At 65.5% G+C, this 25,092-nt stretch carries 25 protein-coding genes and 1 other RNA gene; 11 read left to right on the plus strand and 15 right to left on the minus strand.

From position 1 onward, the window contains the following. Positions 1-66: 66 nt before the first annotated feature. Both ACN0S5_RS15575 and ACN0S5_RS15580 read right to left on the minus strand, forming a co-directional pair. Positions 67-1,086, minus strand: coding sequence for a hypothetical protein (locus ACN0S5_RS15575; protein WP_417209649.1), 1,020 nt, complete (start codon positions 1,084-1,086; stop codon positions 67-69). Between the two features lie 114 nt (positions 1,087-1,200). Continuing rightward, on the minus strand, positions 1,201-2,829 hold the full coding sequence (locus tag ACN0S5_RS15580; protein WP_417209650.1) for an AMP-binding protein: 1,629 nt from the start codon (positions 2,827-2,829) through the stop codon (positions 1,201-1,203). Positions 2,830-2,937: 108 nt separating this feature from the next. Between ACN0S5_RS15580 and ACN0S5_RS15585 the strand changes: the two genes are divergently transcribed. Next, the gene (locus ACN0S5_RS15585; RefSeq protein WP_417209652.1) at positions 2,938-3,585 is read left to right on the plus strand and encodes a sulfotransferase family 2 domain-containing protein; all 648 of its coding nucleotides are present in this window, start codon (positions 2,938-2,940) and stop codon (positions 3,583-3,585) included. A 108-nt stretch (positions 3,586-3,693) separates the two neighbouring features. Here the strand turns inward: ACN0S5_RS15585 and ACN0S5_RS15590 are convergent, their stop codons facing one another. After that, positions 3,694-4,038, minus strand: a complete 345-nt coding sequence (locus ACN0S5_RS15590; RefSeq protein WP_417209653.1) for an SH3 domain-containing protein — start codon at positions 4,036-4,038, stop codon at positions 3,694-3,696. Positions 4,039-4,279: 241 nt separating this feature from the next. Then, entirely contained in the window at positions 4,280-4,915 is a 636-nt protein-coding gene (locus ACN0S5_RS15595) for a ribonuclease T2 family protein (RefSeq protein ID WP_417209655.1), read from the minus strand. A 158-nt stretch (positions 4,916-5,073) separates the two neighbouring features. Between ACN0S5_RS15595 and ACN0S5_RS15600 the strand changes: the two genes are divergently transcribed. Beyond that, complete coding sequence (locus tag ACN0S5_RS15600; protein WP_417209657.1) at positions 5,074-5,847, plus strand: DUF1013 domain-containing protein; 774 nt, start codon at positions 5,074-5,076, stop codon at positions 5,845-5,847. A 374-nt stretch (positions 5,848-6,221) separates the two neighbouring features. Further along, complete coding sequence (locus ACN0S5_RS15605; protein ID WP_417209658.1) at positions 6,222-6,689, plus strand: AAA family ATPase; 468 nt, start codon at positions 6,222-6,224, stop codon at positions 6,687-6,689. 67 nt (positions 6,690-6,756) lie between these two features. On the opposite strand, the gene ACN0S5_RS15610 is transcribed toward ACN0S5_RS15605, so the two are convergent. The 6 genes from ACN0S5_RS15610 to ACN0S5_RS15635 all read right to left on the minus strand — a co-directional run bounded on the left by ACN0S5_RS15610 (position 6,757) and on the right by ACN0S5_RS15635 (position 11,973). Continuing rightward, positions 6,757-7,692, minus strand: a complete 936-nt coding sequence (locus tag ACN0S5_RS15610) for a hypothetical protein (protein ID WP_417209660.1) — start codon at positions 7,690-7,692, stop codon at positions 6,757-6,759. 106 nt (positions 7,693-7,798) lie between these two features. Then, positions 7,799-8,398 (minus strand): recombination mediator RecR, encoded by a 600-nt coding sequence (gene recR / locus ACN0S5_RS15615; RefSeq protein WP_417209661.1) that lies wholly within the window; start codon positions 8,396-8,398, stop codon positions 7,799-7,801. Between the two features lies 1 nt (position 8,399). Continuing rightward, positions 8,400-9,467 (minus strand): TraB/GumN family protein, encoded by a 1,068-nt coding sequence (locus ACN0S5_RS15620; RefSeq protein ID WP_417209662.1) that lies wholly within the window; start codon positions 9,465-9,467, stop codon positions 8,400-8,402. A 3-nt stretch (positions 9,468-9,470) separates the two neighbouring features. Beyond that, positions 9,471-9,815: a YbaB/EbfC family nucleoid-associated protein gene (locus ACN0S5_RS15625; RefSeq protein WP_323766707.1), complete on the minus strand. Its 345-nt coding sequence runs from the start codon at positions 9,813-9,815 to the stop codon at positions 9,471-9,473. 11 nt (positions 9,816-9,826) lie between these two features. Further along, a complete protein-coding gene (locus tag ACN0S5_RS15630; RefSeq protein ID WP_417209663.1) occupies positions 9,827-10,237 on the minus strand; it encodes a hypothetical protein in 411 nt (136 codons plus the stop codon). Next, the gene (locus ACN0S5_RS15635) at positions 10,234-11,973 is read right to left on the minus strand and encodes a DNA polymerase III subunit gamma/tau (protein ID WP_417209664.1); all 1,740 of its coding nucleotides are present in this window, start codon (positions 11,971-11,973) and stop codon (positions 10,234-10,236) included. Before ACN0S5_RS15635 ends, ACN0S5_RS15630 begins: the two co-directional genes overlap by 4 nt. A gap of 134 nt (positions 11,974-12,107) precedes the next feature. Between ACN0S5_RS15635 and ACN0S5_RS15640 the strand changes: the two genes are divergently transcribed. From ACN0S5_RS15640 to ACN0S5_RS15650, 3 genes are all read left to right on the plus strand, one after another. Then, the gene (locus tag ACN0S5_RS15640) at positions 12,108-12,956 is read left to right on the plus strand and encodes a neutral zinc metallopeptidase (protein WP_417209665.1); all 849 of its coding nucleotides are present in this window, start codon (positions 12,108-12,110) and stop codon (positions 12,954-12,956) included. Between the two features lie 185 nt (positions 12,957-13,141). Further along, entirely contained in the window at positions 13,142-14,680 is a 1,539-nt protein-coding gene (locus ACN0S5_RS15645) for an ankyrin repeat domain-containing protein (RefSeq protein WP_417209666.1), read from the plus strand. 215 nt (positions 14,681-14,895) lie between these two features. Continuing rightward, positions 14,896-15,453 carry a protein phosphatase gene (locus ACN0S5_RS15650; RefSeq protein WP_417209667.1) on the plus strand — a complete coding sequence of 186 codons (558 nt, stop codon included), beginning with the start codon at positions 14,896-14,898 and terminating at the stop codon, positions 15,451-15,453. Between the two features lie 57 nt (positions 15,454-15,510). Here ACN0S5_RS15650 and ffs read toward each other — a convergent pair. Beyond that, an RNA gene (ffs, locus tag ACN0S5_RS15655) (signal recognition particle sRNA small type) lies at positions 15,511-15,610 on the minus strand. A gap of 83 nt (positions 15,611-15,693) precedes the next feature. On the opposite strand from ffs, the gene ACN0S5_RS15660 reads away from it, so the two are divergent. Next, positions 15,694-16,788, plus strand: coding sequence for a THUMP domain-containing class I SAM-dependent RNA methyltransferase (locus ACN0S5_RS15660; RefSeq protein WP_417209668.1), 1,095 nt, complete (start codon positions 15,694-15,696; stop codon positions 16,786-16,788). A gap of 186 nt (positions 16,789-16,974) precedes the next feature. On the opposite strand, the gene ACN0S5_RS15665 is transcribed toward ACN0S5_RS15660, so the two are convergent. From ACN0S5_RS15665 to ACN0S5_RS15675, 3 genes are all read right to left on the minus strand, one after another. Beyond that, complete coding sequence (locus ACN0S5_RS15665) at positions 16,975-17,313, minus strand: hypothetical protein (protein WP_417209669.1); 339 nt, start codon at positions 17,311-17,313, stop codon at positions 16,975-16,977. A 63-nt stretch (positions 17,314-17,376) separates the two neighbouring features. Beyond that, positions 17,377-18,021 (minus strand): HAD family hydrolase, encoded by a 645-nt coding sequence (locus ACN0S5_RS15670; RefSeq protein ID WP_417209670.1) that lies wholly within the window; start codon positions 18,019-18,021, stop codon positions 17,377-17,379. Positions 18,022-18,108: 87 nt separating this feature from the next. Continuing rightward, a complete protein-coding gene (locus ACN0S5_RS15675) occupies positions 18,109-20,085 on the minus strand; it encodes a bifunctional 2',3'-cyclic-nucleotide 2'-phosphodiesterase/3'-nucleotidase (RefSeq protein WP_417209671.1) in 1,977 nt (658 codons plus the stop codon). Positions 20,086-20,271: 186 nt separating this feature from the next. Here ACN0S5_RS15675 and nudC point away from each other — a divergent pair, with 186 nt between their 5' ends. The 4 genes from nudC to ACN0S5_RS15695 all read left to right on the plus strand — a co-directional run bounded on the left by nudC (position 20,272) and on the right by ACN0S5_RS15695 (position 24,082). Beyond that, complete coding sequence (gene nudC, locus ACN0S5_RS15680) at positions 20,272-21,237, plus strand: NAD(+) diphosphatase (protein WP_417209672.1); 966 nt, start codon at positions 20,272-20,274, stop codon at positions 21,235-21,237. Positions 21,238-21,317: 80 nt separating this feature from the next. Beyond that, positions 21,318-21,779, plus strand: coding sequence for an SRPBCC family protein (locus ACN0S5_RS15685; protein ID WP_417209673.1), 462 nt, complete (start codon positions 21,318-21,320; stop codon positions 21,777-21,779). Positions 21,780-21,866: 87 nt separating this feature from the next. Further along, complete coding sequence (locus ACN0S5_RS15690; protein ID WP_417209674.1) at positions 21,867-22,682, plus strand: DUF4198 domain-containing protein; 816 nt, start codon at positions 21,867-21,869, stop codon at positions 22,680-22,682. Then, positions 22,679-24,082: an FAD-binding oxidoreductase gene (locus ACN0S5_RS15695; protein ID WP_417209675.1), complete on the plus strand. Its 1,404-nt coding sequence runs from the start codon at positions 22,679-22,681 to the stop codon at positions 24,080-24,082. Before ACN0S5_RS15690 ends, ACN0S5_RS15695 begins: the two co-directional genes overlap by 4 nt. Positions 24,083-24,264: 182 nt before the next feature. Here ACN0S5_RS15695 and iolB read toward each other — a convergent pair whose 3' ends face one another. Next, positions 24,265-25,089 (minus strand): 5-deoxy-glucuronate isomerase, encoded by an 825-nt coding sequence (gene iolB, locus ACN0S5_RS15700; protein WP_417209676.1) that lies wholly within the window; start codon positions 25,087-25,089, stop codon positions 24,265-24,267. Positions 25,090-25,092 lie beyond the last annotated feature (3 nt).

The raw sequence follows: 25,092 nt of genomic DNA on the forward strand, positions 1-25,092 counted from the left end.
GCCCCCGAAACAGCCCCCGAAACAACAACCCCGCCCGTGCGCCCCCGCGTGCGGGCGTTTTGCGATCTATCCGCCGCAGATGCCTTGCAGGCGGACCCAATCGGCATCGCTGAGAACCTGACGGCTGTCCTGACCGCTGCGCGGGTCCGCCTCGATCAGGGCCAGCGTGCGTTCTCCGGTGATGTCCAGCGCATAGGCAAAGGGCGTGCTGCGGATCTCGGCTCGCGCAAAGGCGGCGATCAGCGCGTCCGGGGCGGGCAGGTCCGGCTCTATCGCCATCAGGTGTTCGGCATAGGCCGCCAGCGCGCTGTCGGGCAGGGCCCCGGTTGTCAGCAGCCGCAGGCTGGCCACCAGCCCGGCATGGTCCAGCAGGGCGGCGAGCGGATCGGTATTGCGGGCGCGCACGGTTTCCGACAGCACAAACCCGGCGGCGACGTCGGGGTCCTCGTAATCCTCGACCACGGTGCGGCTGAGCAGAACGATCCTGCCGGGCAAATGGGCGCTGCGCCGGGCCCCGCCCGACAGCACCACAACGCGCCCGCCGCCTTCCAGCAGCCGCGCGGACAACCGGTCCAGCGGGCCGCGCGCATCCCGTGATGCGCAGGGTTTGCCCGCAACCCGTTCGATATGGCGCAGAAGATGCCCGCCGATTTCTGTCCGCTTGACCGGCGGCACCACCGTCACCGCATAGCGTTCCAGCGCGCCGGGCAGCCAGAAGACCGCGCCCGCGACCAGCGCCGCGAACAGCCCGCCGGTCAGCAGAAACCGCAGCTTGCCGGGGCGGGGGCGGCGGCGGTCGATCGCCCGCAACAGCCGGTCCACGCCTTCGATCATCTGGGACTCAGACGCGGCCAGTTCCAGCGTCTCGCCCGGCGCGTTGTCGGGGTGATAGATCGCCGGGATTTCCTTGCCATTGGCGCGGTTGACCGCGCCGAGGGACCAATGCGCCAGCGCGGTGCCATTGATGTCCGACAGGGTCAGCGTCGCCTCGCCCAGCGAGACGATCACCTCGCGGCGCTGATCCTCCGGCGAGGCCCGCCAGAGGCCGGTCGCTTCGAGACGTGCGAACTGTTTCAGGGCGGTCATCGGGGGCTGCTCTGCCTCACATTTTGGCAACGCTATCATGCGGGACAGGGCGGGGCAATCGAGCGCGCACAGCCCCGATTGACGCCGCCGTGCCGATAAAGCGCCGCGCCCGCGTCACTCCAGCCGCTTGGCCTGTTCGCGCAGGGCGAACTTCTGGATCTTGCCGGTCGAGGTTTTGGGCAATTCCTGAAACACCACCTTTTTGGGGGTCTTGAACCCGGCCAGCCGCGCGCGGGCAAAGGCGATCATCTCGGCCTCTGTAGCCTCATGCCCGTCCTTGAGTTCGACAAAGGCGCAAGGCACCTCTCCCCATTTCTCGTCCGGTTTGGCGACCACCGCACAGAGCAGCACCGCGTCGTGCGCCATCAGGCAGCTTTCGACCTCGACGGACGAGATGTTCTCGCCGCCAGAGATGATGATGTCCTTGGCGCGGTCGGCGATCTGGACGTAGCCGTCGGGGTGCTGCACCGCGATGTCGCCGGAGTGGAAATAGCCCCGCGCAAACGCCTCTGTCGTGGCCTTGGGGTTCTTGTAATAGCCTTTCATGACGCCGTTGCCCCGGAACATGATTTCGCCCTTGGTGTCGCTGTCGCGGGGGATGTCATGGCCTTCGTCGTCATGCACGGCGACCTCTTCCATAAAGGGCATGGCGACCCCTTGGCGGGCCTTGATCGCGGCGCGGGCGTCGCCCTGAAGCGGCTCCCACTCGGGTTTCCATGTGCATTCGGTGGCGGGGCCGTAGACCTCTGTCAGGCCGTAGACCTGGGTGACGTTGAACCCCATCGGCTCGATTTTCGCCAGCGTCGCCGGGGCCGGGGGCGCGCCAGCGGTGAACACCTCGACCACATGGTCGAAGGGGCGTTTCTGGTCGGCGGGGGCGTTCACCAGCATGTTCAGCACGATGGGCGCGCCGCCGAAATGGGTCGCGCCCTCATCGGCGATGGCGTCAAAGATGGCGGGGGCGGTGATGTCGCGGCAGCAGACGATCGTGCCGCCCAGCGCGGGCATCATCCATGTGTGGCACCAGCCGTTGCAATGAAACAGCGGCACGATGGTCAGATACTTGGGGTGCAGGGTCATGCGCCAGCTGACGATCTGGCCCATGGCGTTCAGATAGGCCCCCCGGTGGTGATAGACGACGCCCTTGGGCCGCCCGGTGGTGCCGGAGGTGTAGTTGAGCGCGATGCTTTCCCACTCATCCTCAGGCATGATCCACGGGAAGTCGGGGTCGCCGGTTTCCAGAAACGCCTCGTAGTCGGTGTAATGGCCGTGGGCGTGGACGCCTGCGTGATCGTCGGCGACCTCCACGATCATCGGCGGTTCGCCCTCCATCAGGTCCAGCGCCTCTGCCAGCACGGGCAGGAACTGCGGATCGCAGAGCACCACCTTGGCGCCGCCGTGGTCGAGGATATAGGCCACGGTGGTCACATCCAGCCGGGTGTTGATGGCGTTCAGGATCGCGCCGCAGGCGGGCACGGCGAAATGCGCCTCTGCATGGGCGGGGATGTTCGGCAGGATCGTCGCGACCACGTCGCCGGGCATGACGCCAGCGCGGGCGAGGGCCGAGGCCAGCCGCGTCACCCGTTCGAAATACTGGGCATAGGTCTTGCGGTGCGGACCGTAGACCACGGCCAGCTGATCGGGCCAGATCCCGGCAGCACGGCGCAGAAAGCTGAGGGGTGTCAGGGGCGTGTAATTCGCTGTTGTCTTGCCCAGTCCGGTTTCATCTGCCAGCCAGCCCATGAGGTCCTCCCTGTCCGCGTGTTGCGGCGACTATGCGCAAGAGTATTGCGCAAGAAAAGCCCCGCAAGAGGGTTTCATTTCGCCGCATGTCGCCGCTACCCTGCGGGCATGATCCTGTCCCCCGGTCGCCGTTTCATCTTTGTCCATATTCCCAAGACCGGCGGCACCTCGATGGCGCTGGCGCTGGAGGCGCGGGCGCATCGCGACGACATCCCCATCGGCGACACCCCCAAGGCAAAACGCCGAAAGGCGCGGGCCAAGCGGCTGGCAGACACCGCGCGGGGGCGGATCTGGAAGCATTCGTCGCTGGCGGATCTGGACGGGGCGCTGAGCGCCGAGGACATTGGCGCGATGTTTTGTTTCTGCCTCGTGCGCAATCCGTGGGACCGGCTGGTCAGCTATTACCACTGGCTGCGCGATCAGGGGTTTGACCACCCCGCCGTCCGCCATGCCAAGGCGCATGATTTCGCCGGGTTCCTGCGGCATCCGCACACGCAGGCCACCCTGCGCGCATGGCCCTATGCGCGCTACATGCGCGATGCGGCGGGTCAGGAACACGGGCATTTCCTGCGGCTGGAGCATCTGGAAAAGGACATCGCGCCGCTGGTGGATCATCTTGGCTTTGCCCCAGATCTGCCGCATGAAAACAGATCGCAGCGGGCGGCGGATTACCGGGGGTATTACGATCCCGAGACACAGGAGATTGTCGCCCAGACCTGCGCCGAGGATATCGCGCGGTTCAGCTATGCCTTTTGACCGATTCGCACGGATCGACCCGGAATCGCAGCTTGCAGACTGGGGATCACGGGCCGACCGGATCGACCAGCCCCGCCGCAAGGCGGACCCGGCCAGCTAGGGCGCGGGTTACGGGCAGACGCCGCCGATATTGAGATATTTGCCATAGACCCAGCCATTGGGGTTGGCGGCCCCCCAAAGCGGGTTCTGGCAACGTCCCGTCATGCACTGCACCTGATACCAGCCGCCTGAGCGGTTCCAGACGGCGATCTCATCGCCCAGATACAGCTCTCCGATTTGCTGGTGGTTGGAGCTTGGCCCCGTGCGGACCGCCAGAAACCCGTTCCCGGAATAGTGGTTGTACTGGCTGATCGGGCGCACGCCGACCACCCAGCCGGTACAATCGCCGGCCTGAACCTGCGGGGCGGCGACGGCCAGAAGGGCGGCGGCGGCGAGGGCCAAAATGCGTGTCATCTCTCTCTCCCTTGTCAAACGGTGCGCGCCGGTCCCCCGACGGGGTATGGGCGCACCAAAGAGGATCGCATTCAAACCACCGCATGTCTTTGACATGGGTCAGCGCAGCCGCCTGCCGAATGCGCGCGGGTGTCGGTATCTGCCGGCTCCAAATCCCCGAACCTGCGGCACGGACATCACGGCGCGCGACCGGGGCGGGGCGGGAGTCATGCTCGCAAGTTCTTGATTTTACGAAACGGATTTACCGCACCGGTTCAAACCGGGCATCCTTCATCTTGCAATCGCGCACCACGTCCTGACCGCAGGGCACCGGGTCCAGATCCCGCGACAGGCAGATGCGGACCTCCTGGATATGGCCATCCTTGCAGGTGATCGTGATCATGTCCGGCTCCAGCGCCGGGTTCGCCTTGATAAAGGCCTCTTCGACCAGTTCGGCGGGCAATGTGACCGTCTTGTCCAGCTTGCGAAAGACCTCCGGGCGCGTTACCGCGCCATAGGCCGCGCGCGACAGGTCAAAGTATCGGGAGGCCGACAGCCCTGAACAGACGCCGTGTTTCTTCCACTGGTGCCACGCCAGCCCGCCGGACCCCATGATGTCCTCCATCGCTGAGGTCATCTGGCGCGAGGGGGCGCGTTCGACGGTGTTGCAGAAGGCCGGCCAGCCGCGATGGTACTGCGGCCAGAGCCCGTGCAGCAGCCATCCGGCATCGGTCTCACACTGGTCGGCGTTGCGGGCGTCACCCTCCAGCGCGCACCAGTTTGGCGACCAGCTGAGCGCCATCACGTAATAGTCAAACACTCCGGCGCGTTCACCATCGGCCCGCAGCATTCCGCCAAACAGACCCATTCCCAGCACCAGAACACGCAGCAACCGCATTTTTACTTCCCCTTTGGACACGGCGTCACTATATAGACGCCGAGTTCCCCGACAACGGTAACCCGCTCCGCCCGCCGGAGCCGCCCTTGGCCCCGACTGGCTCTGGGTCTGGCAAGAGGCATGGAAGCGGCCCGCAAGACCAAGGAGATGATGACGAGATGTCCAAGCTGCTGCACCCCAAGGCGACCGCCGTCTGGCTGGTGGACAACACCACGCTGACCTTCAAGCAGATCGCCGATTTCACCGAATTCCACGAGTTGGAAATTCAGGGCATCGCCGACGGCGATGTGGCGGTCGGGGTCAAGGGCTTTGACCCGATCACCAACAACCAGCTGGATCAGGTTGAGATCGACAAGGCCGAGAAAGACCCGTTCTACCGGCTGAAGGTCAAGCACAACCCGGCGGCACGCGACGAGGACAAGCGGCGCGGCCCGCGCTATACCCCGCTGTCGAAACGTCAGGACCGGCCCAACGCGATTCTTTGGCTGGTGAAATTCCACCCGGAACTGGCGGACAGCCAGATTGCCAAGCTGGTCGGCACCACCAAGCCGACCATTCAGACCATCCGTGAGCGGACCCACTGGAACATTCAGGCGATGCAGCCGATTGACCCGGTGGCGCTGGGCCTGTGCAAACAGTCCGAACTGGATGCTGCCGTTGCCAAGGCCGCCAAAGCCATGGCCGCCGTGATGACCGACGATGAACGGCGCAAGCTGGTCTCGACCGAGCAGAGCCTTGGGATGGAGCCGGAACCGCGTCTGCCGTCCGCGATCGAGGGGCTGGAAACCTTCAGCCTGTCCGATCCGCGCGGCGAGGACGACGACGAAGAAGACCGCCGCAGCGACAGCGAGTTTCTGGACGCCGACAGCTTTTTCAACCTGCCCGAAGGCGGCAAGGACGACGAAGACGAGGACGACGACAAACAAAGCTGATCCGCGCCACGTGGCTGTGCCTGCCATGCCCCCCCCTGCGGGATAAGAGGCACAGGTCAACTGAGCGGGCCGCGCCCATTGCACCAAACGCCCTCGCGGATATCCGCGGGGGCGTTTCTTTTGGTAAGTCTGCGGGACTTTGCGGCCGCTGTCGCGCAGGGCTGACCACCGCTCTTGCAATGGACACCTGAAAATTCGCGTGCCATTTACACAGAATGAGAAACAACGTTCAGAACAGCGGCGGTCCGCGCCTTATTCGAATTACCATCCCGGTCTGAAACCGGGCCGGGAAATTCTTACCTGAACGTCATTCACGAAAATTGCGCCGAACACTTGGGTTACTCATGTCCTCAACGCTTCCTGTCTTGCACTTGATGTGTGGAAAAATCGCATCCGGAAAGTCCACGTTATCCGCCGAACTCGGTCGCGCCGACGGCACGATTGCAATGGCCGAAGACGAATGGCTGAACGCTCTGTACCCAGACCAGATGTCAACGATTGCGGACTACGTCCGGTGTACATCAAGGCTGCGGGGCGTCGTGGGGCCGCATGTGGCGTCATTGCTCAATGCGGGAATTTCGGTGGTTCTGGATTTTCAGGCGAACACCCTTGAAGCGCGCCAATGGATGCGCGGCATCCTGCAGCAGACAAACGCGCGGCACGTCCTTTATGTGCTGGATGTGCCGGATGACGTCTGTCTGGCCAGATTGCATGAACGCAATGCGGCAGGGGATCATCCGTTTGCCGCGACGGAACAGCAGTTCCGCCAGATTTCCAAACATTTTGTCGCCCCGACTGCGTCAGAGGGGTTCAACATCGTGGTGCATAACGTCGCCACATAGTCCAAGCGGCGCGGCTGTGCATTGTCGGCCCGGCGGATGACGAATGGGGCTGTTGGCCTTTGCGGGCTCAGAACGCCATGCCCAGACGCAGGCCCCAAAGGGTCTCTCCCTCGGCATCGCGCGACAGTTCCACCCGGCCTTTCAGGCCGTTGCCGCCGGTGACAAAGCTGGTGCCAAGGGACAGCGCGCCGCCGCCGCTGACGTCCGCCGCGTCAAAGCTGGTGCTGGTGCCGCCGACTGAAAAGGTAATGTCATCCGGGGTGCCGCCAAAGGCCGACAGCGCAAGGTAGGGCCGGATGGACGCGCCGTTGCGCTCCATCGGGAGGCCCATTTCAAACCGCAAAGCAGAGCTTGTCGTGGTGCGTTCGGACACACGCCCGCCGGGGACGCCGGTGATTGGGTGGCTTTCGGTTGTGTGGCGCACAAAGTCGCCCTGAACCACCAGATCCACGCTGTAGTTCGCTGTCGGGTTTTGCCAGAGCAGGCTGCCGCCCCGCAGGCTGAGGCCCAAGAGCCGGCCGTCAAAGTCCGCGGCACCCGTCAGCGCCACCGGGCTTTCGATCTTGTTGTGGGTCCGCCCGGCATAAAGGGCGGCGTCATAGCTAAAGCGCCCGCGCTCACCGCTGAGGCCAAGGCCGATGAAATAGGACCGGATGCGGGTCTGCGTCACGCCATCGTCCAGATCGCTTTGTCCCTGCGCGTAGCCGATGAAGGGCGACAGGCCGTGCCAGCCCAGTCCATAGCCGATCGACAGGCCACGGGTTGCGTAATCGGCCCCCTGCGCGCTGTCCGGCGCAATGGTGCCGCCATTGGCATAGGTGCCCAGCCACGGGCCGCGGTCGGTCTGGAAATCCAGCACGGTGCCACCGACACCCATTCCGATCTCACGAGACAAACGGTCGGGTGAGGAAATCGGCGCTTCGTCGATGGGCGCGGCATGGGCGCTGAGGGTCGAGAGGCTGACAAGCAGCGCAGCAAGGGCAAGCGGGGATGTCCGGGGCATGGCACTATTCCATCGGGGAGAGATGCGCGTCAGGTAGGAATGCCCAAAAGATTAAACCAGACCATGCCCCCCACAAACGCCGAAAATGCGGCAGGCTGGCAACGGGTCAGAGCGGTTTGCGGGCGTTCAGCGCGGCGGTGATGGTGCCATCGTCGAGGTAATCCAATTCGCCGCCAATGGGCACGCCCTGCGCCAGCGAGCTAAGCGTGATGCCCAGCGGTTCCAGCTGGTCGGCGATGTAATGCGCGGTGGTCTGGCCGTCGATGGTGGCGTTCAGCGCAAGGATGACCTCGGTCACATTCTCTGCCCCGATCCGGCGCATCAGTTGCGGGATGCGCAGGTCCTCGGGGCCGACGCCGTCCAGCGCCGACAGGGTGCCGCCCAGCACATGATAGCGCCCCTTGAAGGTGCCGCTGCGTTCCATCGCCCACAGGTCGGCGACCTCTTCGACCACACAGAGCAGCCCGTTGGCGCGCGCCTCGTTGGCGCAGATCGTGCAGATGTCGGAGGTGCCGACATTGCCGCAGTTCAGGCATTCGCGGGCGGTGCGGGCGACCTCTGTCATGGCCTCGGCCAAGGGGGCCAGCAGCAGCGCGCGTTTGCGGATCAGGTGCAGGACCGCCCGGCGGGCCGAGCGTGGCCCAAGACCGGGCAGCCGCGCCATGAGATCGATCAGCGTTTCGATGGGGTTGGAATTGCGGATCATGTCAGCGGGCCTCGCCGGGCAGGGGGATGCGGCTGACCTCAAACCCCTCGGCGCGCAGCAGTTCGATCATGCCCTTGTCGCCGGGCAGGTGGAAATTGCCGACAGCGACAAACAGGCCGCCCTGCGTCAGCGCATCGCGCGCGGCGGTCACAAAATCGGCGTTGCGTTCATCCACCAGATAATCGGTCATCCGGGCGTATAACGCGGGCCCCTCATTGCCCAGTGCGGCGCTGACCTGCGCATGGTCCCAGACCATCATCATCCCGACCCGGCCTTCGGCGTACAGGCCAAGGGCGGTGGCGCGCGCCTCTGGTGTGGCGCCGGGCGTCAGGTAGATGGCGTAGGTGCCGATGATTGCGCGGGCCAACCCCTCATTGCCGGGGGTGTTCAGCTTTTGCGAGAGGCGGTCGCTGTCTTCCAGCGGCAGGATCGGGATGCCCTCGATATGGGCGAGCGTCTGGATATAGCTGTCTTGCGTGGGCAGCACCCCGGCGGCGAAATCCTCGCAGGGGTCAAACAGCAGCAATTCGGCGAGGGTACCGAATTTCAGCAGGTCGAGCGACTCGCGCGGCCAGCCCAGCGATTCCAGCCGAATGCCAAGATTGTTTTCGATGTCCCCCGGCAGGCCGAGGTCGGCAAAGCGGAAATTCGATTGCGTGGGACGGTAGACGTCGTTGCTGCGGATGAAATTTTCATGGCTGGCGCGGTCGGGAAAGGTCGGGTCGATTTCCAGCGCGACCTGTGATGCGCCGTGCAGCGCGTCCAGCACCGGCTGCGGCAGGTCCAGCACGCTGCGGTGGCTGCTGTGCATGGTGCCCCACAGGTAGGACGTGCCGCCACTGGGTGCGGTGATGCGCCAGAACCGCCCGGTGGCATTGGGGATCAGGGCCGCGCGCCGGGCCAGTTCCGCTGCCCCCTCGGGGGCAAAGACCTCATCATGGATGGCGATCCGGGGCGGCTCGCAGACCTCACGCGTGGCCCATGCCTGCGCCTGCGCAGCGGGTGCGGCGACAAGCAAGACAAAAGAGGCGAGTGCCGCGCGCGCGAAACCCCGGATCGGTTTTGGCATGGGTCAGAAGGGCAGTTTCATGTCGGCGGGCAGGCCCATCTGTTCGGTCAGGGCGCGCATCTCGGCCTGAGCGCGCTCGCTTGCGCGGGCCTGCGCGTCCTTGATGGCGGCCAAGATCAGATCCTCGGCCACTTCTTTTTCCGAAGGCACAAAGATGCTGGGGTCAATTTCCAGCCCGGTCAGCTCGCCCTTGGCGGTGGCGGTGGCCTTGACCAGCCCGGCACCGGATTCGCCGGTGACGGTCATATTGGCCAGATCTTCCTGCATCTGGGCCATCTTGCCCTGCATTTCCTGCGCCTGTTTCATCATCTTGGCCATGTCGCCAAGCCCGCCCAAACCTTTCAGCATCGTCAGTTCTCCTAGTCGTTGGTCCGCCGATCCATCGGGGCGGTATACAGGATTGTTGCTATACATATCGCAGTCACAAGGCCGATGAACAAGGTGGGCGACCCGATGCAGCCCTCTATTGTCGCCATTTGCCGGATGCCGGTCGGGTCCGTGTCAAACACCCGCAGAGAGATCAGGATTGACCAGCCACTGACGACGGCCAGCCCGCCCCATTTGCTGCGCAAGCGCACGGCAAGGGCGGTGGCGACGATCAATGCGGCGGCAGGCAGGGAAGAGGCAAGAAACAGCGCCTCGCTGATGGCATTGGCAGGCGTGCCGTCCCAGCCGGGGCGTTCGGTGTCGCAGACCCCGGCCAGCGCAGGTGAGGGCCAGAGCAGCGCCAGCGCGGGCAAGGGGGCCGGTGCGCGCGGGCCTGCCCTCATTCCTCGAACGGGTCCCATTCGTCCTCGACCTCTGGCAGCGCCTCTTCCAGCGCCTCGGTCGCGGCCTCCTGCGAGGTGCGGATATTGGTGATTGTCGCCTTGGGAAAGGCGGCGATGGCGGCCTGCACCAATGGGTGCTCGCGGGCCTCTGCCCGCAGCGCCAGTTCCGCCGCGTCGCGGGTTTCCACCACGGTTGGCGTGTCGCAGCCGTTCACCAGCGTCACCGCCCAGCGGTTGCCGGTCCAGCGTTGCAGCGCGCTGCCAAGCCGCTGCGCAAGGTCGTTTGCGGCGTCGGTGGCGGGCGTGAACTCGATCCGTCCGGGTTGATAGGCGGCAAGGCGGACGCCGGCCTCGACCTCGACCAGCAGTTTGACGTCGCGGTTGGAGCGGATCAGTTCCAGCACATGATCGAAAGAAGGGTAGCGGGCCAGTGCCTCGACCGCGTCCGGGGCGGCGGCGGTGACTGCGCCGCCAGAGGCACCTCGCGCCGAGGGCGCGCGCGGTGCCATCGCTTGCGGTCCTGCGCCGGACGCAGGTCCGCCGCCTTGCGGGCCGCCGGTGGGCGCGGGCGGCGGCGGGCTGTCGGCCAGCTTGCGCATCAACTCATCCGGGGTGGGGCCCTCTGCCACATGGGTCAGCCGGATCACCGCCATCTCTGCGGCCATCATGGCCGAGGGCGCGTTGGAGACCTCTTCGATGGCCTTCAGCAACATCTGCCATGCCCGCGCCAAGGCCCGCATGCCCAGCCCGTCGGCAAAGGATTGCCCGCGCCCGCGCTCATCCGGGGAGACGGTGGGGTCTTCGGCCGCTTCGGGGGTGATCTTGACCACGGAAATCCAGTGGGTGAGTTCCGCCAGATCGCGCAGCACCGCCAGCGGATCGGCCCCGTCGGCATATTGCGCCGACAGTTCCTCCAAAGCGCCCGCCGCATCGCCGCGCATGATACGCTCAAACAGGTCCATGACCCGGCCCCGGTCGGCCAGACCCAGCATGGCGCGCACCTGATCGGCGGTGGTCTCGCCCGCCCCGTGTGAGATGGACTGGTCCAGCAAGGATGTCGCATCGCGGGCCGATCCCTCGGCGGCGCGGGTGATCAGCGCCAGCGCGTCGTCGGTGATCTCTGCCCCCTCGGCGGCGGCGATCTTGCGCATCAGGGCGATCATGTCCTCGGGTTCGATCCGGCGCAGGTCGAACCGCTGGCAACGGGACAGAACCGTCACCGGTACTTGCCGGATCTCTGTCGTGGCGAAGATGAATTTCACATGGGCGGGCGGTTCTTCCAGCGTCTTCAGCAGCGCGTTGAACGCGCTTTTGGACAGCATGTGAACCTCGTCGATGATGTAGATCTTGTAGCGCGCGCTGGCCGCCCGGTAATGCACGCTGTCGATGATTTCACGGATGTCGTTGACGCCGGTGCGCGACGCGGCGTCCATTTCCATCACGTCGACATGGCGGCCTTCCATGATCGCCACGCAGTGTTCGCACTGGCCGCAGGGGTCGGTCGTCGGGCCGCCCTCACCATCCGGGCCGATGCAGTTCATGCCCTTGGCAATGATCCGGGCGGTGGTGGTTTTCCCCGTGCCGCGGATGCCGGTCATGATAAAGGCTTGGGCGATGCGGTCCGCCGCGAAGGCGTTCTTCAGGGTGCGCACCATGGCGTCCTGACCGACTAGGTCGGCAAAGGTCTCGGGGCGGTACTTGCGGGCGAGCACCTGATAGGCGGGCGAGTCGGTCATGGGGTGTCCTTATGGCGACGCGGCGAAGGTATCGGGTCGGCGGGGCAAACCGCAAGGCGTTGGGGGCGCATTCGGGGAACCGGGGCGCATCTTGCGGCGTTTGAAACGGAACGGGGACAGGGCGGAGACGCGATATGCGCCTGAGAAATGTAAAACGCAGCCGGAACATCGAGGATCGTCGCGGGCGCGGCGGCAAGGGTGTGGCCGGGGTCGGCGGGCTGGGCATCGGCGGCGTGCTGTTTGTGCTGGCGGTGGGCTATTTCACCGGCATCGACGTGACCCCGCTGCTCAATGGCGGTGCGCAGCCGCAGCAGACCAGTGCCCCGCGCGCGTTGACAGAGGCCGAACAGCAGGCCGGTGAGTTCAGCGCCCGCGTGCTGGCCACGACAGAAGAGGTCTGGACCGGGATTTTCCCGCAGGCCTTCGGCAAACCCTACGACCCGCCGGTGATGGTGCTGTTTTCGCAAGTCACCTCCAGCCCCTGTGGCAATGCCTCTGGCGCGACCGGGCCGTTCTACTGCCCGGCGGATGAAAAGGCCTATCTGGACACCGATTTCTTTGCCACCATGCGACAGCAACTGGGCGCGGGGGGAGATTTCGCCGCGGCCTATGTGATCGCGCATGAGGTCGCGCACCATGTCCAGAATGAATTGGGTATTCTGGGGCAGGTCAACGCCGCCCGCCAGAAGGTAGGCGAACGCGAGGCCAACGCCCTGACCGTGCGGCTGGAATTGCAGGCCGATTGCCTGAGCGGCGTCTGGGCGCGCAATGTCGCGGGCCTGATGGAAAAGGGCGACCTTGAAGAGGCGTTGAACGCGGCGCGCAAGATCGGCGACGACCATTTGCAGAAGCGCGCCGGGCGGGTGCCGCAGCCGCATACCTTTACCCACGGCACCTCAGAGCAGCGGCAACGCTGGTTTGTGACCGGGTACGAGCAGGGCGATCCGAACCAGTGCAACACCTTCGACACCGACCGTTTGTAAGGTTTTCTGCGCGGCGGGGCTTGATTTGCCGCGCCCCGCACGGCAGAAAACGGGCAGGGCCGATCGCCGGGGGCCTCCTGATCCGCGGAAAGCGCCTGCGCCGGCCATAGACGAATTTTCACTGAAAATTCGGTTCTCTCTTGCCCGACCAGCGGATCACGGGCGTTGATGGAGGAAACCGACCGATGTCACCCGACGTCCCCCTTGTGCTTGATGACCTGCGGATAGAGGCCAAGCGCCTGCACCGCGCCTATGCCGCCCGCGAAGTCTGGGCCGTTCAGCGCCTGAAACAGCACCCACCCCGACACGCCACAGTTGATCTCAAACGCGCCGATTTCCTGCATGTGATCGCGCAGGAGACCGGCTTTGCCAGTTGGCCCAAGCTGAAGCTGGCGGCAGAAACCGTGGGGCTGGACCGGGCCGCCAAACAACAACGCCTGAAGATTGCGTTGTTTCACGGCCAGACGGCGCTGGTGGAAACCCTGCTGGCCGATACCCCGGACCTTGCCGATGGACTGTTTGGCCTCGAATGCGCGCTTTACCGGCGAGAGGCAGTCGCGGCGGCGCTGGCGCGTGACCCCGGCCTTGCGACCCGCCTTGCCGGGCCGCGCCGCCCTATCCTGCACCTTGCCTTTTCGCGCTGGATCAAGGTGCATTCGGAACTGGAGTCCGACATGCTGGCGGTGGCCGAAATGCTGCTGGCACATGGGGCGGACATGAACGACGGCTATGCTTTTGCAGAGGGCGACGATCACCTTTTGTCGGCGCTGTACGGGGCCATCGGGCACGCGGACAACATGGTGCTGGGCCGCTGGCTGCTGGACCACGGGGCCGATCCGAACGATGGCGAGTCGCTCTATCACGCGACCGAACTGGGCCATCATGAGGGGCTGTCGATGCTGTTGCAGGCCGGGGCCGATCCCAAGGGGACCAACGCGCTGCTGCGGGCGATGGATTTCCACGATCATACGGCGGTCGAGATGCTGTTGGCGCACGGGGCCAAGGCGGACGACTACAACGACGCCGAGGTCGGCGGTGAACAGCCTTGGGTGGTGCCCGCCCTGCATCAGGCGGCGCGACGGGGCTGTGATCGCCGGATGGTCGAACTGTTGCTGGACGCGGGGGCCGACCCCGCCCGCAGCTATCAGGGGGCCAGCGCCTACGCCTATGCCCGCGTCTACGGCAACCCGGCGGTCTGGCAGGCGATCGAGGCGCGTGGCGCGCAGCACGCGCTATCGCCCGAAGAAACGCTGCTGGCCCGCGCGGCAGAGGGGCACGACAGCCCCGGCCAGTACATCGACCCGGACAAACTGCCGAAAGCTTATCGGCTGATCGTCAACGAGATCCTGCACCTGCCGGACCGCCTGCCGCATCTGCGCAGGCTGATGGCGTTGGGTCTGCCGTGGGATGCGCCCAACGGTGAGGGTGTGACGCCGGTGCAACTGGCCGGTTGGGAAGGACTGCCAGAGGTCATGGCGTATGTCCTCAGCCTGCGCCCCGACCTCAGCCATGTGAACCGCTACGGCGGCACATTGCTGTCGACCATCCTGCACGGGGCCGAGAACGCACCCGACCGCGACAGCCGCGATCACATCGCCTGTCTGGAGCTTGCGCTGCACCACGGTGTCGCACTTCCCCGGCACGCCATCGCGCAGGCGGCGCGCGAAGACATCCGGGCCGTTCTGGAGGATTGGGCCGACCGTCACCCCGGTCAGGTCGTCTAGGTCTATCGCGTTCACGAACCGGCGGTTCCGTTGCATTCTGAACGCAGTACGTGAAAAACCGACCGCAACCCCCGCGAATCCGGCCCGGAATGGCCGGATTCGCGGGATCGAATCGCTAGGACATCGGTCCGGGGCGTGTATGCTTTTGGTCGGCGGAATTCCGCGGCCGTGGGGGCGGTCCGGTGCCGTTGCTGCTGTTTCGGGGAGTATGGGACATGGTCGAGGAGGATCAGGCAAGCGCGGATGCGTCCGGCTCGGTTGTTCTGCATGTCCTGCCGACAGGGGGCGGGATTCTGGCGCTGTCGCCTTTGCCGGGCGCGCGCGGCGACTATCGCGGCGACCTTGATCACCTGTCCAGTTTTCGCCCCGCCTTTGTGATCTCGCTGGTGTCGCACGTCGAACTGCTGGAGGCGGGGGCCAAGGCGCTGGGGCAGGATATTCAGGACAAGGGCACGCGCTGGGTGCATCTGCCGATCAAACGCGGTGAGGCCCCCAATGCCAATGTCGAAGAGGACTGGCCGCGGATCAGCACGCAGGTCCGCAAGGCGCTGCTGGGCGGTGGCCGGGTGATGATCAACAGCCGCGACGGGCGCGGCCGGGCAGGCATGGTGGCCCTGCGCCTGATGATCGAGGCCGGAGAGGCCCCGGACGAGGCCGAAGAGCGGCTGGAAGCGGTGCAGGGGGCGGCCCGTCTGGAACCGTGGCAGCGCAACTGGTCGCTGCGCGCAGAGCGCGAGCCGGTGCCGTTTGTGCGCCACGCGCGGTCAGGCTAGGGCAGTTCAGCGATCTTCAGAAACGACATCGGCCCGGCGCTTGCGCACCGGGCCGCTGATGGTGAGAGATTGCAACGACCCAAGCGGGTCCCGTTACGGCTGCTTCCTTCCGGATCTGACCGGGTTGGCGAGGCGCTTGCCCGCACAACCTCTCGACGCTCTATTTAGGGCCCTTGGATCGAATATGCAATGGGTGCGATGGCCTCTCCCGTTCGGGCTTGCGGGGCGCTATGAAGCGGGATGGATCAGACGTTCGAGATATTCGCAAGCGCCCCTCCGGGGCTGGAACCCTATCTGCTGGCAGAGGTGCAGGCGGCGGGGTTTGGCACGCCCGTGCAGGTGCCGGGCGGCGTGACTTTTCAAGGGGACTGGGCCGAGGTGGCGCGGGCCAATCGTGAGTTGCGCGGGGCGGGGCGGGTGCTGGCGCGGTTCGCGGCGTTCCGGGTCATGCATCTGGCGCAGCTGGACAAGCGCGCGCGCAAGCTGGACTGGGCAGCGCTGTTGCGGGCGGATGTTCCGGTGCGGGTCGAGGTGACGTGCCGCAACTCGAAAATCTATCACGACCGCGCCGCGCGGCAGCGGGTGGAGACGGCCATCGCCGAGACGGTTGGCGCGCCGGTCCTGAAGGAAGCCTCGGATGAGGCCCTGAAGATCATGGTGCGGATCGAGGATGATCTGGCGGTCTTTTCCGTCGATACCTCGGGTGAGCCGCTGCATCGGCGCGGGTACAAGCAGCAGGTGGGCAAGGCCCCGATGCGGGAGACGCTGGCCTCACTGTTCTTGCGGGCCTGTGGCTATGACGGGACAGAAACGGTGGTCGATCCGATGTGCGGGTCGGGCACGTTTGTGATCGAGGCGGCAGAGATTGCGGCGGGGTTGGCACCGGGGCGGGCGCGGGGCTTTGCCTTTGAGAAACTCGCGCTGGAGCTGCCCGCGACCGCGCTGGGCGAGCGGCGCGACGTGGCGCAGCGGTTTTATGGGTCTGATCGGGATGATGGGGCGATCCGCAGCAGCGTGGCCAATGCCGAGCGGGCCGGGGTTGGGGATTTGTGCAGCTTCACCCGTGCCGCCGTCAGTGATTTGATACGTCCGGAGGGGCCGCCGGGGTTGGTCATGGTGAACCCGCCGTATGGGGCGCGGATTGGCAATCGAAAGCTGTTGTTTGCCCTCTATGGCAGCCTTGGGGCCGTGCTGAAGGAGCGTTTTGGTGGCTGGCGGCTGGGGATGGTGACCTCTGACGGGGGGCTGGCCAAGGCGACGGGATTGAACCTGACGGCGGGGCCGCCGGTGTCTTTTGGAGGGCTTCAGGTGAAGCTGTATCAGGCGCGGATTTAGGGCTGTCCACGCGTGGACAGCCGGGGGGCTGTGTAAGATCAATGGGTTACAGAGGCGTTTTTACCTGGCGTTAAGGATTTTGCCGGGTTGAGAGGGTGCCGGTGGTGCCGTGTCGCGGTGACGGTTGTGCCGGGCTTAAGCCCGGCCTACGGGCGGCCTACGGGCGGCCTACGGCGTCACGCGAGGTTACTCCCGGACCAGTCCGCCGGGGCAGAAGAGCTGGGTGTAGGCACCGTAGCAGGTGGCGGTCATCTTGTAGCCGTTCAGATCCACGCGGGCGTAAAGGTGGCGGTCCTCGTAGGTCATCTCGATGCCCGAGACCAGAAGATCGGTGCAGGCCTTGGGGTCCACCCGGCAGAGCAACAGCGCCGCCGCGTCGAGACCGGAGCGGCTGTCCAGTTTTTCGTTGGCCACCGCCAGTTGGATCTGGTCGCGCAGCGCGTCCTGTGCCGCCTCTGGCCCCGGTTTGGTGAAAAACGCGGCGATCAGCGCCATGGCAATCATACCGAGAAGAAAGCGAAACATGGCGCACCCCTAGTCACCCAACAGTGTCCTGTGGCGTAGGCGAGGCGCGCGATTTGCGCAACATTACTTTCTGAGCAATCCGGCCATTTCCGCCCCGCTCAACAGGTCATCAGCAAGGTGATGGGCGTGCTGGCCCGTGGGCCGCACCAGATCCGCGACCTGCACCACGGTCATTCCGGCGGCAAAGGCGGCCTTGGCCCCTGTATTGCTGTCCTCAAAGGCAAGGCAGCGGCGCGGATCGACGCCAAGGCGTTGCGCGGCCAGAAGGAACGGCTCTGGCGCGGGTTTCGCGCGGGTGACGCAATCGCGCGTGACCACCACGTCAAAATGCACCGCAAGCGCCGATTTCGCCAGCTTGTGTTCCGCGCCGGTGCGGCGGGATGAGGTGGCGATGGCCTTGGGCGTCCCTTGTGCCGCCAGTTGGGTCAACAGCGCCACGGCCCCCGGTTTGTGAGGAATGCCCGCCTCTGCCAACTGGCGATCCTCTGCCTGCCAGTCGGCGTCGATGGCGTCAAAGTCGTGATCGCCGAAATGGTCCTTCAGCATGGCGCGGTTGGTAACGGCGTCGTTCCCGACAAGGCGCAAGAACAGCGGTTCGGTCAGGGCCAGCCCGTGCCGCGCAAGGGCGCGCTGGCCAGAGACAAAGGCCATCCTTTCGGTATCCAGCAGCGTGCCATCAAGGTCAAAGATCACGGCGTCATAGGGCATGGGTGGTCCTGCTTTGGGTCTGGCTGTGGCGTACAACGGCAACGGGCGGCCCGAAAGCCGCCCGCCGTCACAAGATATGTCGCGATCTTACAGGTTGATGCGGAACAGGGCGAAACCGTCTGCGCCCTCGCCTGCGTCCTCGATGGTCACGGCCTTGACGTCGCTGATAAAGTCGCGCGCCTTGGGGCCGGTTTCGAACAGCACGCTGGTGCCCTCCATCGGTTTGAACGACCAGTTGGCATCTGCCGAGGGGTTGATGGTGCCCTGTTCGACGATATAGCGCACGATCACGTCGCGGTTGGTGTCGGGGGCCTCGAAGATGATGGTGTCGCCCTTGGCACCGGGGAAATCGCCGCCGCCCGAGGCGCGATAATTGTTGGTGGCGATGATGAATTCCATGTCATCGGTCACCGGCGCGCCATTGTAGGCCAGATCGACGATGCGGTTGGCCTCGGGGTTTTCCAGCTCTCCCTTGGGACCGAATTTAGACGGCTGGCTGAGGTCGATCTGGTAGGTCACCCCGTCGATCACGTCGAAGTTGTAGGACGGGAAGGACGGGTTCAGCAGAACCGCGTCCTGCGCACCCGGAGCGACCTGATTGAACATCCCGGCAGAGCGTTCCAGCCAGTCCTTGACCTGCGCGCCGGTCACCTTCACCGCGCGGACGGTGTTGGGGTACAGGTACAGGTCGGCGACGTTCTTGATCGCCACCGCGCCGGGGGCGACATCGGTGTAATACTCTGGCCCGCCGCGGCCACCGGCCTTGAACGGGGCGGCGGCGGAAAGGATGGGCAGGCCCTCATATTCGGTGCCCTGCATCATCTGTTCGATGTACCATTTCTGGGCAATCGACACGATCTGGACAGAGGGATCATCGGCCACCAGCGCAAAGTAACTGTGCAGCGGGGCCGAGGTCTGTCCCACGGCGCGCCGCACATAGGCCAGCGTTTCGTCGTGGTCCTGCTGGGTGGCCTCGATCACCGGCTGATAGTCCTCGACCAGCGCGGTATAGCTGCGGTCCTCATTGCGCTTGGAAATGGGCCGCGCCTCGGACGTGGTGGAGACCACGCGCCATGTATTGCCGTCGCGTTCCAGAAGCAGGTCGATCAGCCCCATGTGCGAGCCCCAGAAGCCGCCCATGACGGCGGGTTTGCCGTGGATCGTGCCCGCGTCCACGTCGACAGCGGCGTAATCCGCATAGGTGGGCGAGGGGAAGACAAGGTGCGAATGCCCGGTCATCATGGCGTCGATGCCCTCAACCGCCGCCAGCGGGACGCTTGCGTTTTCCATGCCGTCGCTGTGGTCGGCCGCGCCGATGCCCGAGTGCGACAGGGCAACGATGATTTCCGCGCCCTGTTCCAGCATTTCCGGCACGTATGCGCGAGCGGTCTCGACGATGTCGCGGGCGCTCACGTTGCCCTCAAGGTGCTTGCGGTCCCAGTTCATGACCTGCGGCGGGGTAAAGCCGATCACGCCGATCTTGATGGCATGGGTTTCGCCCGCGCCATCGGTCAGCATCCGGTCAAGGATGACATAGGGCGTGAACAGGGTCTCATCCTCACGCGCGGTCGCGCCCTTCGTCTTGGCGATGTTGGCCAGAACCACCGGGAAATCGGCCCCGGCCATGGATTTGGTCAGGAAGTCGAGGCCGTAGTTGAACTCATGGTTGCCGATGGTCGCGGCGTCAAAGCCCAGCGTGTTCATCGCGGTGATGACCGGGTGCATGTCGCCCTCTTTCATGCCGCGCTCATAGGCGATGTAGTCGCCCATCGGGTTGCCCTGAAGAAAGTCGCCGTTGTCCACCAGCAGGGTGTTGGTCGCCTCGGCGCGGATGCCGTCGATGATCGAGGCGGTGCGCGACAGGCCGAGGGTGTCGACGGGGCGGTCGGCGTAATAGTCGTAAGGGTGGACGTGGACGTGAATGTCCGTCGTCTCCATGATCCGGAGATGGGCCTGATTGGTCGCCGCGTTTGCGGAAAAGGGGTGCAGCGTGATCAAGGCGGCTCCGGCCGTGGTGCCAGCCAGAAACTGGCGGCGCGAAAGGGGGGCGTTGGGCAAGGACATGGGAAACCTTTCGTGTTGCGGTCTGGCGACCCCCATGCACCTCTTTTCCTACAGTCGCATGACAGTCACGCATATCAGAAGTCAACACTAGCGAGGCCGTGGCATTGTACCAAAGATAATCGTGCCGCCGGTTTGCATTTCAGACGCGCAATGGGCAGGTTGCGGCCAGCAACAGCGGGGACGGGCATGAGACACGCGGAAGAGGTGACGTTCGGCGGTTCGGGGCTGGACCGGGCGGCAGAAATCCGGGGCGACGTCGGCGCGCTGGCGGCGGCGATGCAGGACCCGGCGGCGCGGACGGTGCTGATCTGGTGGGGCAAGCCGCTGGTGGCCGGGGATGAGTCGTTGTCCGCGATGCGCCTGCCGCTGGATCACCCGATCCTGTCAGAGGCGGGCAGCCCGCCGATCCTGTTGGGGCGTGAGGACGGGGCGGCGGTCTTTGCGCACGATATCTCTGGCTGGGTGCCGGAGGATTTCGACGCCGAGGCGCAGGCCTCTTTCCTTGATCCCAGCGAATACCGCCATGCCACCTGCCCCGAAGGCCGCTTTGCCGAGCTGCGGCGGATCATGACGCAACTGACCCCGCGCGACGCGGAACTGGTGGCGACGGCGAAGGCGGTGTTCGGCTGGCACGCCAGCCACGCCTATTGCTCGCGCTGCGGGGCCGCGTCCGAGATGCATCAGGCCGGATGGCAGCGGATCTGCCCGGCCTGCGGCGGGCAACATTTCCCGCGCACCGATCCGGTGGTGATCATGCTGATCACCCGTGGCAACCGCGCGCTGCTGGGCCGCTCTCCGGGGTGGCCGCAGGGGATGTATTCCTGCCTTGCCGGGTTTGTCGAACCGGGTGAGACGATAGAGGCCGCCGTGCGCCGCGAGGTCTGGGAAGAGGCGGGCATCCGCGTCGGTGCCGTCCGCTATCTTGCCAGCCAGCCCTGGGCCTTTCCGGCCTCGCTGATGTTCGGCTGTCACGGCGAGGCGCTGAGCGAGGACATCACCATCGATCCGGCGGAACTGGAAGATGCGATCTGGGTCACGCGGGAGGACGTCGCAGAGGCGGCGGCGGGGCGGCGGCCCGATCTGCTGCCCGCCCGAAAAGGGGCAATTGCGCATTTCATGTTGCGCCGCTGGATGGCGGATAGATTGGACTGATACCGCTGTTGGGGTAGAGTGCCGGAAATCGGCCCGGAAACTGAACCGCACAGGCCGGAAAAAGAGGCGAGAGCAAGCACATGGAACTGACCGCACGCGAAGATATCGAAGCCCCGCAGGACCGGGTCTTTGCCATGTTGTCGGATTTCGACAAGATCGAACGGCAGGCGATGCGGCGCGGGACAGAGATCACCCGCACCCACGATGGCCCCGGCGCGGGCATGGCCTGGCGGGCGACGTTTCAGTTTCGGGGCAAACGGCGCGCCGCGGAGGTGACGCTGTCGACCTACGACCCGCCAGAGCGCATGGTCTTTGACAGCGTGTCGGGCGGCCTGGCGATGGTGTTGACGCTGGATGTGGTGGCGCTGTCGCCCAGCCGCACGCGGATCAACGTCAGCACGGTGCTGAGCGCACGGACCCTGTCGGCACGGCTGTTCCTGCAATCCATAAAACTGGCGCGCGGCGGCCTCGACAAGCGGTTCCGTCGGCGGGTCGGGGAACTGGCGGGCGACATGGAAAACCGGCTGCGCGGCATGGCATGAAAACCGGCTGCGCCGCATGGCGTGACCCGTTGCGGCGGCCGCAAGGGGCACTAGATTGACGCCAACGGCAGCCAAAAGGAACGCCACATGAGACGCCACCTGACCCACCTGAACCATCTGACATGGGCGCTGGCCGTGCTGGCCTCACCGCTTTCTGCGCATGAGTTCTGGATCGAACCGCAGGATTTCGAACTGGCGGAGGGCGCGCCGGTGATGGCGCAAACCCTTGTCGGGACAGAACTCAAGGGCGCAACCTACAGCTATAACCCGCAGAACTTCACCCGGTTCGAGATTGTCACCGACGCGGGCGTGCAGCCGGTCGAGGGGCGGCTGGGCGACAAACCGGCGCTGAACATGGTGCCCGAAGGCAGCGGGCTGGCGACCATCGTGCATGTCACCCGCGACTACAGCCTGACCTACCGAGAGTGGGAAAAGTTCACAAACTTCTGCGAACACAAGGATTTTACCTGGGCTATCGACCGGCATCTGGAACGCGGTCTGGGGCAGGAACGGGTGTACGAACGCTATTCGCGCCACGCCAAAAGCCTTGTCGCGCTGGGCGACGGTGCCGGGTCGGACCGCGAGGTGGGTCTGTTGACCGAAATCGTGGCCGAGGCGAACCCCTATACCGATGACCTGTCCGGCGGGTTTCCGGTGCGCGTGCTGTATCAGGGCGCACCGCGCGCCGATGTGCAGGTGGAACTGTTCGAACGCGACGCAGACGGCGTCGTCACGATCCGCCTGTACCGCACCGACGATCAGGGACGGACGACGGTCGAGGTCAAACCGGGTCATTTCTACCTTGTCGACGCGGTTGTGATGCGCGAACTGGAGGTCAGCGGCGACACGGACCCGGCATGGGAAAGCCTGTGGGCCTCGCTGACCTTTGAGGTGCCTGAATGAGCCTGCTGGACCGGTTGCACGGAATTCTGGACGCGGCCGGTGTCCTGATCGGCGACGATATGGCCGCATGGTCGCACGACTGGACCGGGCAATTCGCCTGGACGCCGCTCTGCGTGGCCCGACCCCGCAGCACCGCCGAAGTTTCGGCCGTCGTCAAGGCCGCCTCCGAGGCGCGGGTGCCGGTGGTGCCGGTCTCTGGTCTGACCGGGCTGGCCGGGGGCAGCTACGGCGAAGGCGCGGTCATGCTGTCGCTGGACCGGATGAACGCCGTCGAGGACATCCGTGCCCCCGCCCGGCTGGCGGTGGTGCAGGCCGGGGTGATCCTGAGCGATCTGCACAAAGCAGTCGAGGCAGAGGGGCTGAGCTTTCCGATGACCTTCGGCGCGCGCGGCTCTGCCCGGATCGGCGGGCTGCTGGCGACCAATGCGGGTGGGTCCAACGTGCTGCGCTATGGCAACACCCGCGATCTGGTGCTGGGGGTCGAGGCGGTGCTGGCGGATGGCCGCGTCGTCGACCTGATGTCCGAATTGCACAAGAACAACACCGGCTATGACCTGCGCCACCTGCTGATCGGCTCTGAGGGGACGCTGGGGATCATCACCCGCGCGGTGCTGAAACTGGTGCCGCACCCGCGCGCCTATGCGACGGCGATGGTGGCGACCGAAACGCTGTCCGGCGCGCTGGAGGTGCTGAACCGCTTGCAGGATCTGACCGGCGGGGCGGTCGAGGCCTTTGAATACATGCCGCGCCGCTACATGCAGGCGCATGCGCGGATGTTTCCCGACGCGCCGCAGGTCTTTGGCACCGACCATGAGGTCAACATCCTTGTCGAACTGGGGGCGACCGCGCCGCGCGACGTGACACCGGGCGCGGACGGACAGGTGCCGCTGTCGGGCTACCTCGAAGAGGTGCTGGGCGATCTGCTGGAGGCGGGCGCGGTGCTGGATGCGGTGGTGGCCCAGAACGACACCCAGCGCGGCGCGATGTGGGCCCTGCGTGAGGCGGCGGCAGAGGTCTCTTTGTCCCACAAGCCGCTGGTCAACAACGATGTCTCTGTGCCGCTGGACAAGGTCGAGGCCTTTCTGGCGCAGGCCGACGCGCGGGTGGCGGCCATCGACCCGCAGGCGCAGGCCATGGTTGTCGCGCATCTTGGCGATGGCAATGTGCACTACACGGTCTGGATCGGCGACGCGGCGGTCAAGGATGCGGTGATGGAGGCGGTCGAGGATGTGGTGCTGTCGCTGGGCGGCTCGTTTTCCGCCGAACACGGCATCGGACTGCTCAAGCGCCCCTCGATGGCGCGGCGCAAGGATCCGGTCGCGCTGGACATGATGCGCGCGGTCAAGGCGGCGCTGGACCCGCAGAACATCCTGAACCCCGGCAAGTTGCTGCCGGAGTAAGCGGGGCGCCTGCGGCGCGCTGGATGTCTCGTGCCCCGCCTTTGGCCGGGCACTCGGGCGGCGGTGCGCTCATTATTAGGGATATCGCCGGAGGCGGCGGCGTTTTGGGGTATTTTTACAAAGAAGAAGCTGGGGCGCGCGCCTGTGGTTTCTTCTCTGTCCAAATACCCCAAAGCAACCTGTCAGGCGTCGCGCCGGGCGATCCAGTCGTGGTCCGGGTGGTTCTGGAAGCGCCATTTGCGCCGCGGTCCGGCCATGACGTTGAGGTAGTACATCTCATAGCCGTAGGGGGCGCCGCAGGGGTGGTGGCCTTTGGGCACCAGAACCACGTCGTGATCGGAGACCGAGAGGGTGACGTCGAGGCTGCCATCTTCGGTGAAGACGCGCTGGTGGCCGTAGCCTTGGGCGGGGTTGAGGCGGTGGTAGTAGGTTTCCTCCAAGTAGGTCATGTTCGGGAAGTTGTCCTCGTCATGACGGTGCGGCGGGTAGGAGGACCAGTTGCCGGCGGGGGTGTAGACCTCTGTCACCAGCAGCGAGGAGGCGACGTCGCGTTCCTCCATCGCGATGGGGTGGATGTGGCGGGTGTTGGTGCCTTTGCCACGGTCCACCATCTCGATCCCCTCGGGGCCGATTTGCGCCGCCGGGTAGTCGGCGATGGCCGGGGCGGAGCAGACCGCCAGCGTGCAATCGGTGGTGGCGGTTGCGGTCCAGTCTGCGCCTGCGGGCAGGTAGATCGCGTGGGGCGCGCGTTTGTCGAAGACGGTCATGCGGTCGCCCAGTTCGCCGAAGTCATGCCCGCCGCCGCTGATGTGGGCCTTGCCTTCGACAAGGACAAGGATCACCTCGCGGTCGCCGGTCTGGCCTTCGGCGCGCTGGTCGGCGGTCAGGCGCCAGAGGTCAAAGCCGACGTAACCCCAGTCGGGGCTGTCGGGTGTGCGGGCATTGGTGACGGTCACTTCATGGACCTTGCCGGTGGTGGCGTTGGGTTTGCGGTGCAGCAGGCTCATGGC

It is taken from the genome of Antarctobacter sp., assembly GCF_048262615.1.
Lineage (GTDB): Bacteria > Pseudomonadota > Alphaproteobacteria > Rhodobacterales > Rhodobacteraceae > Antarctobacter.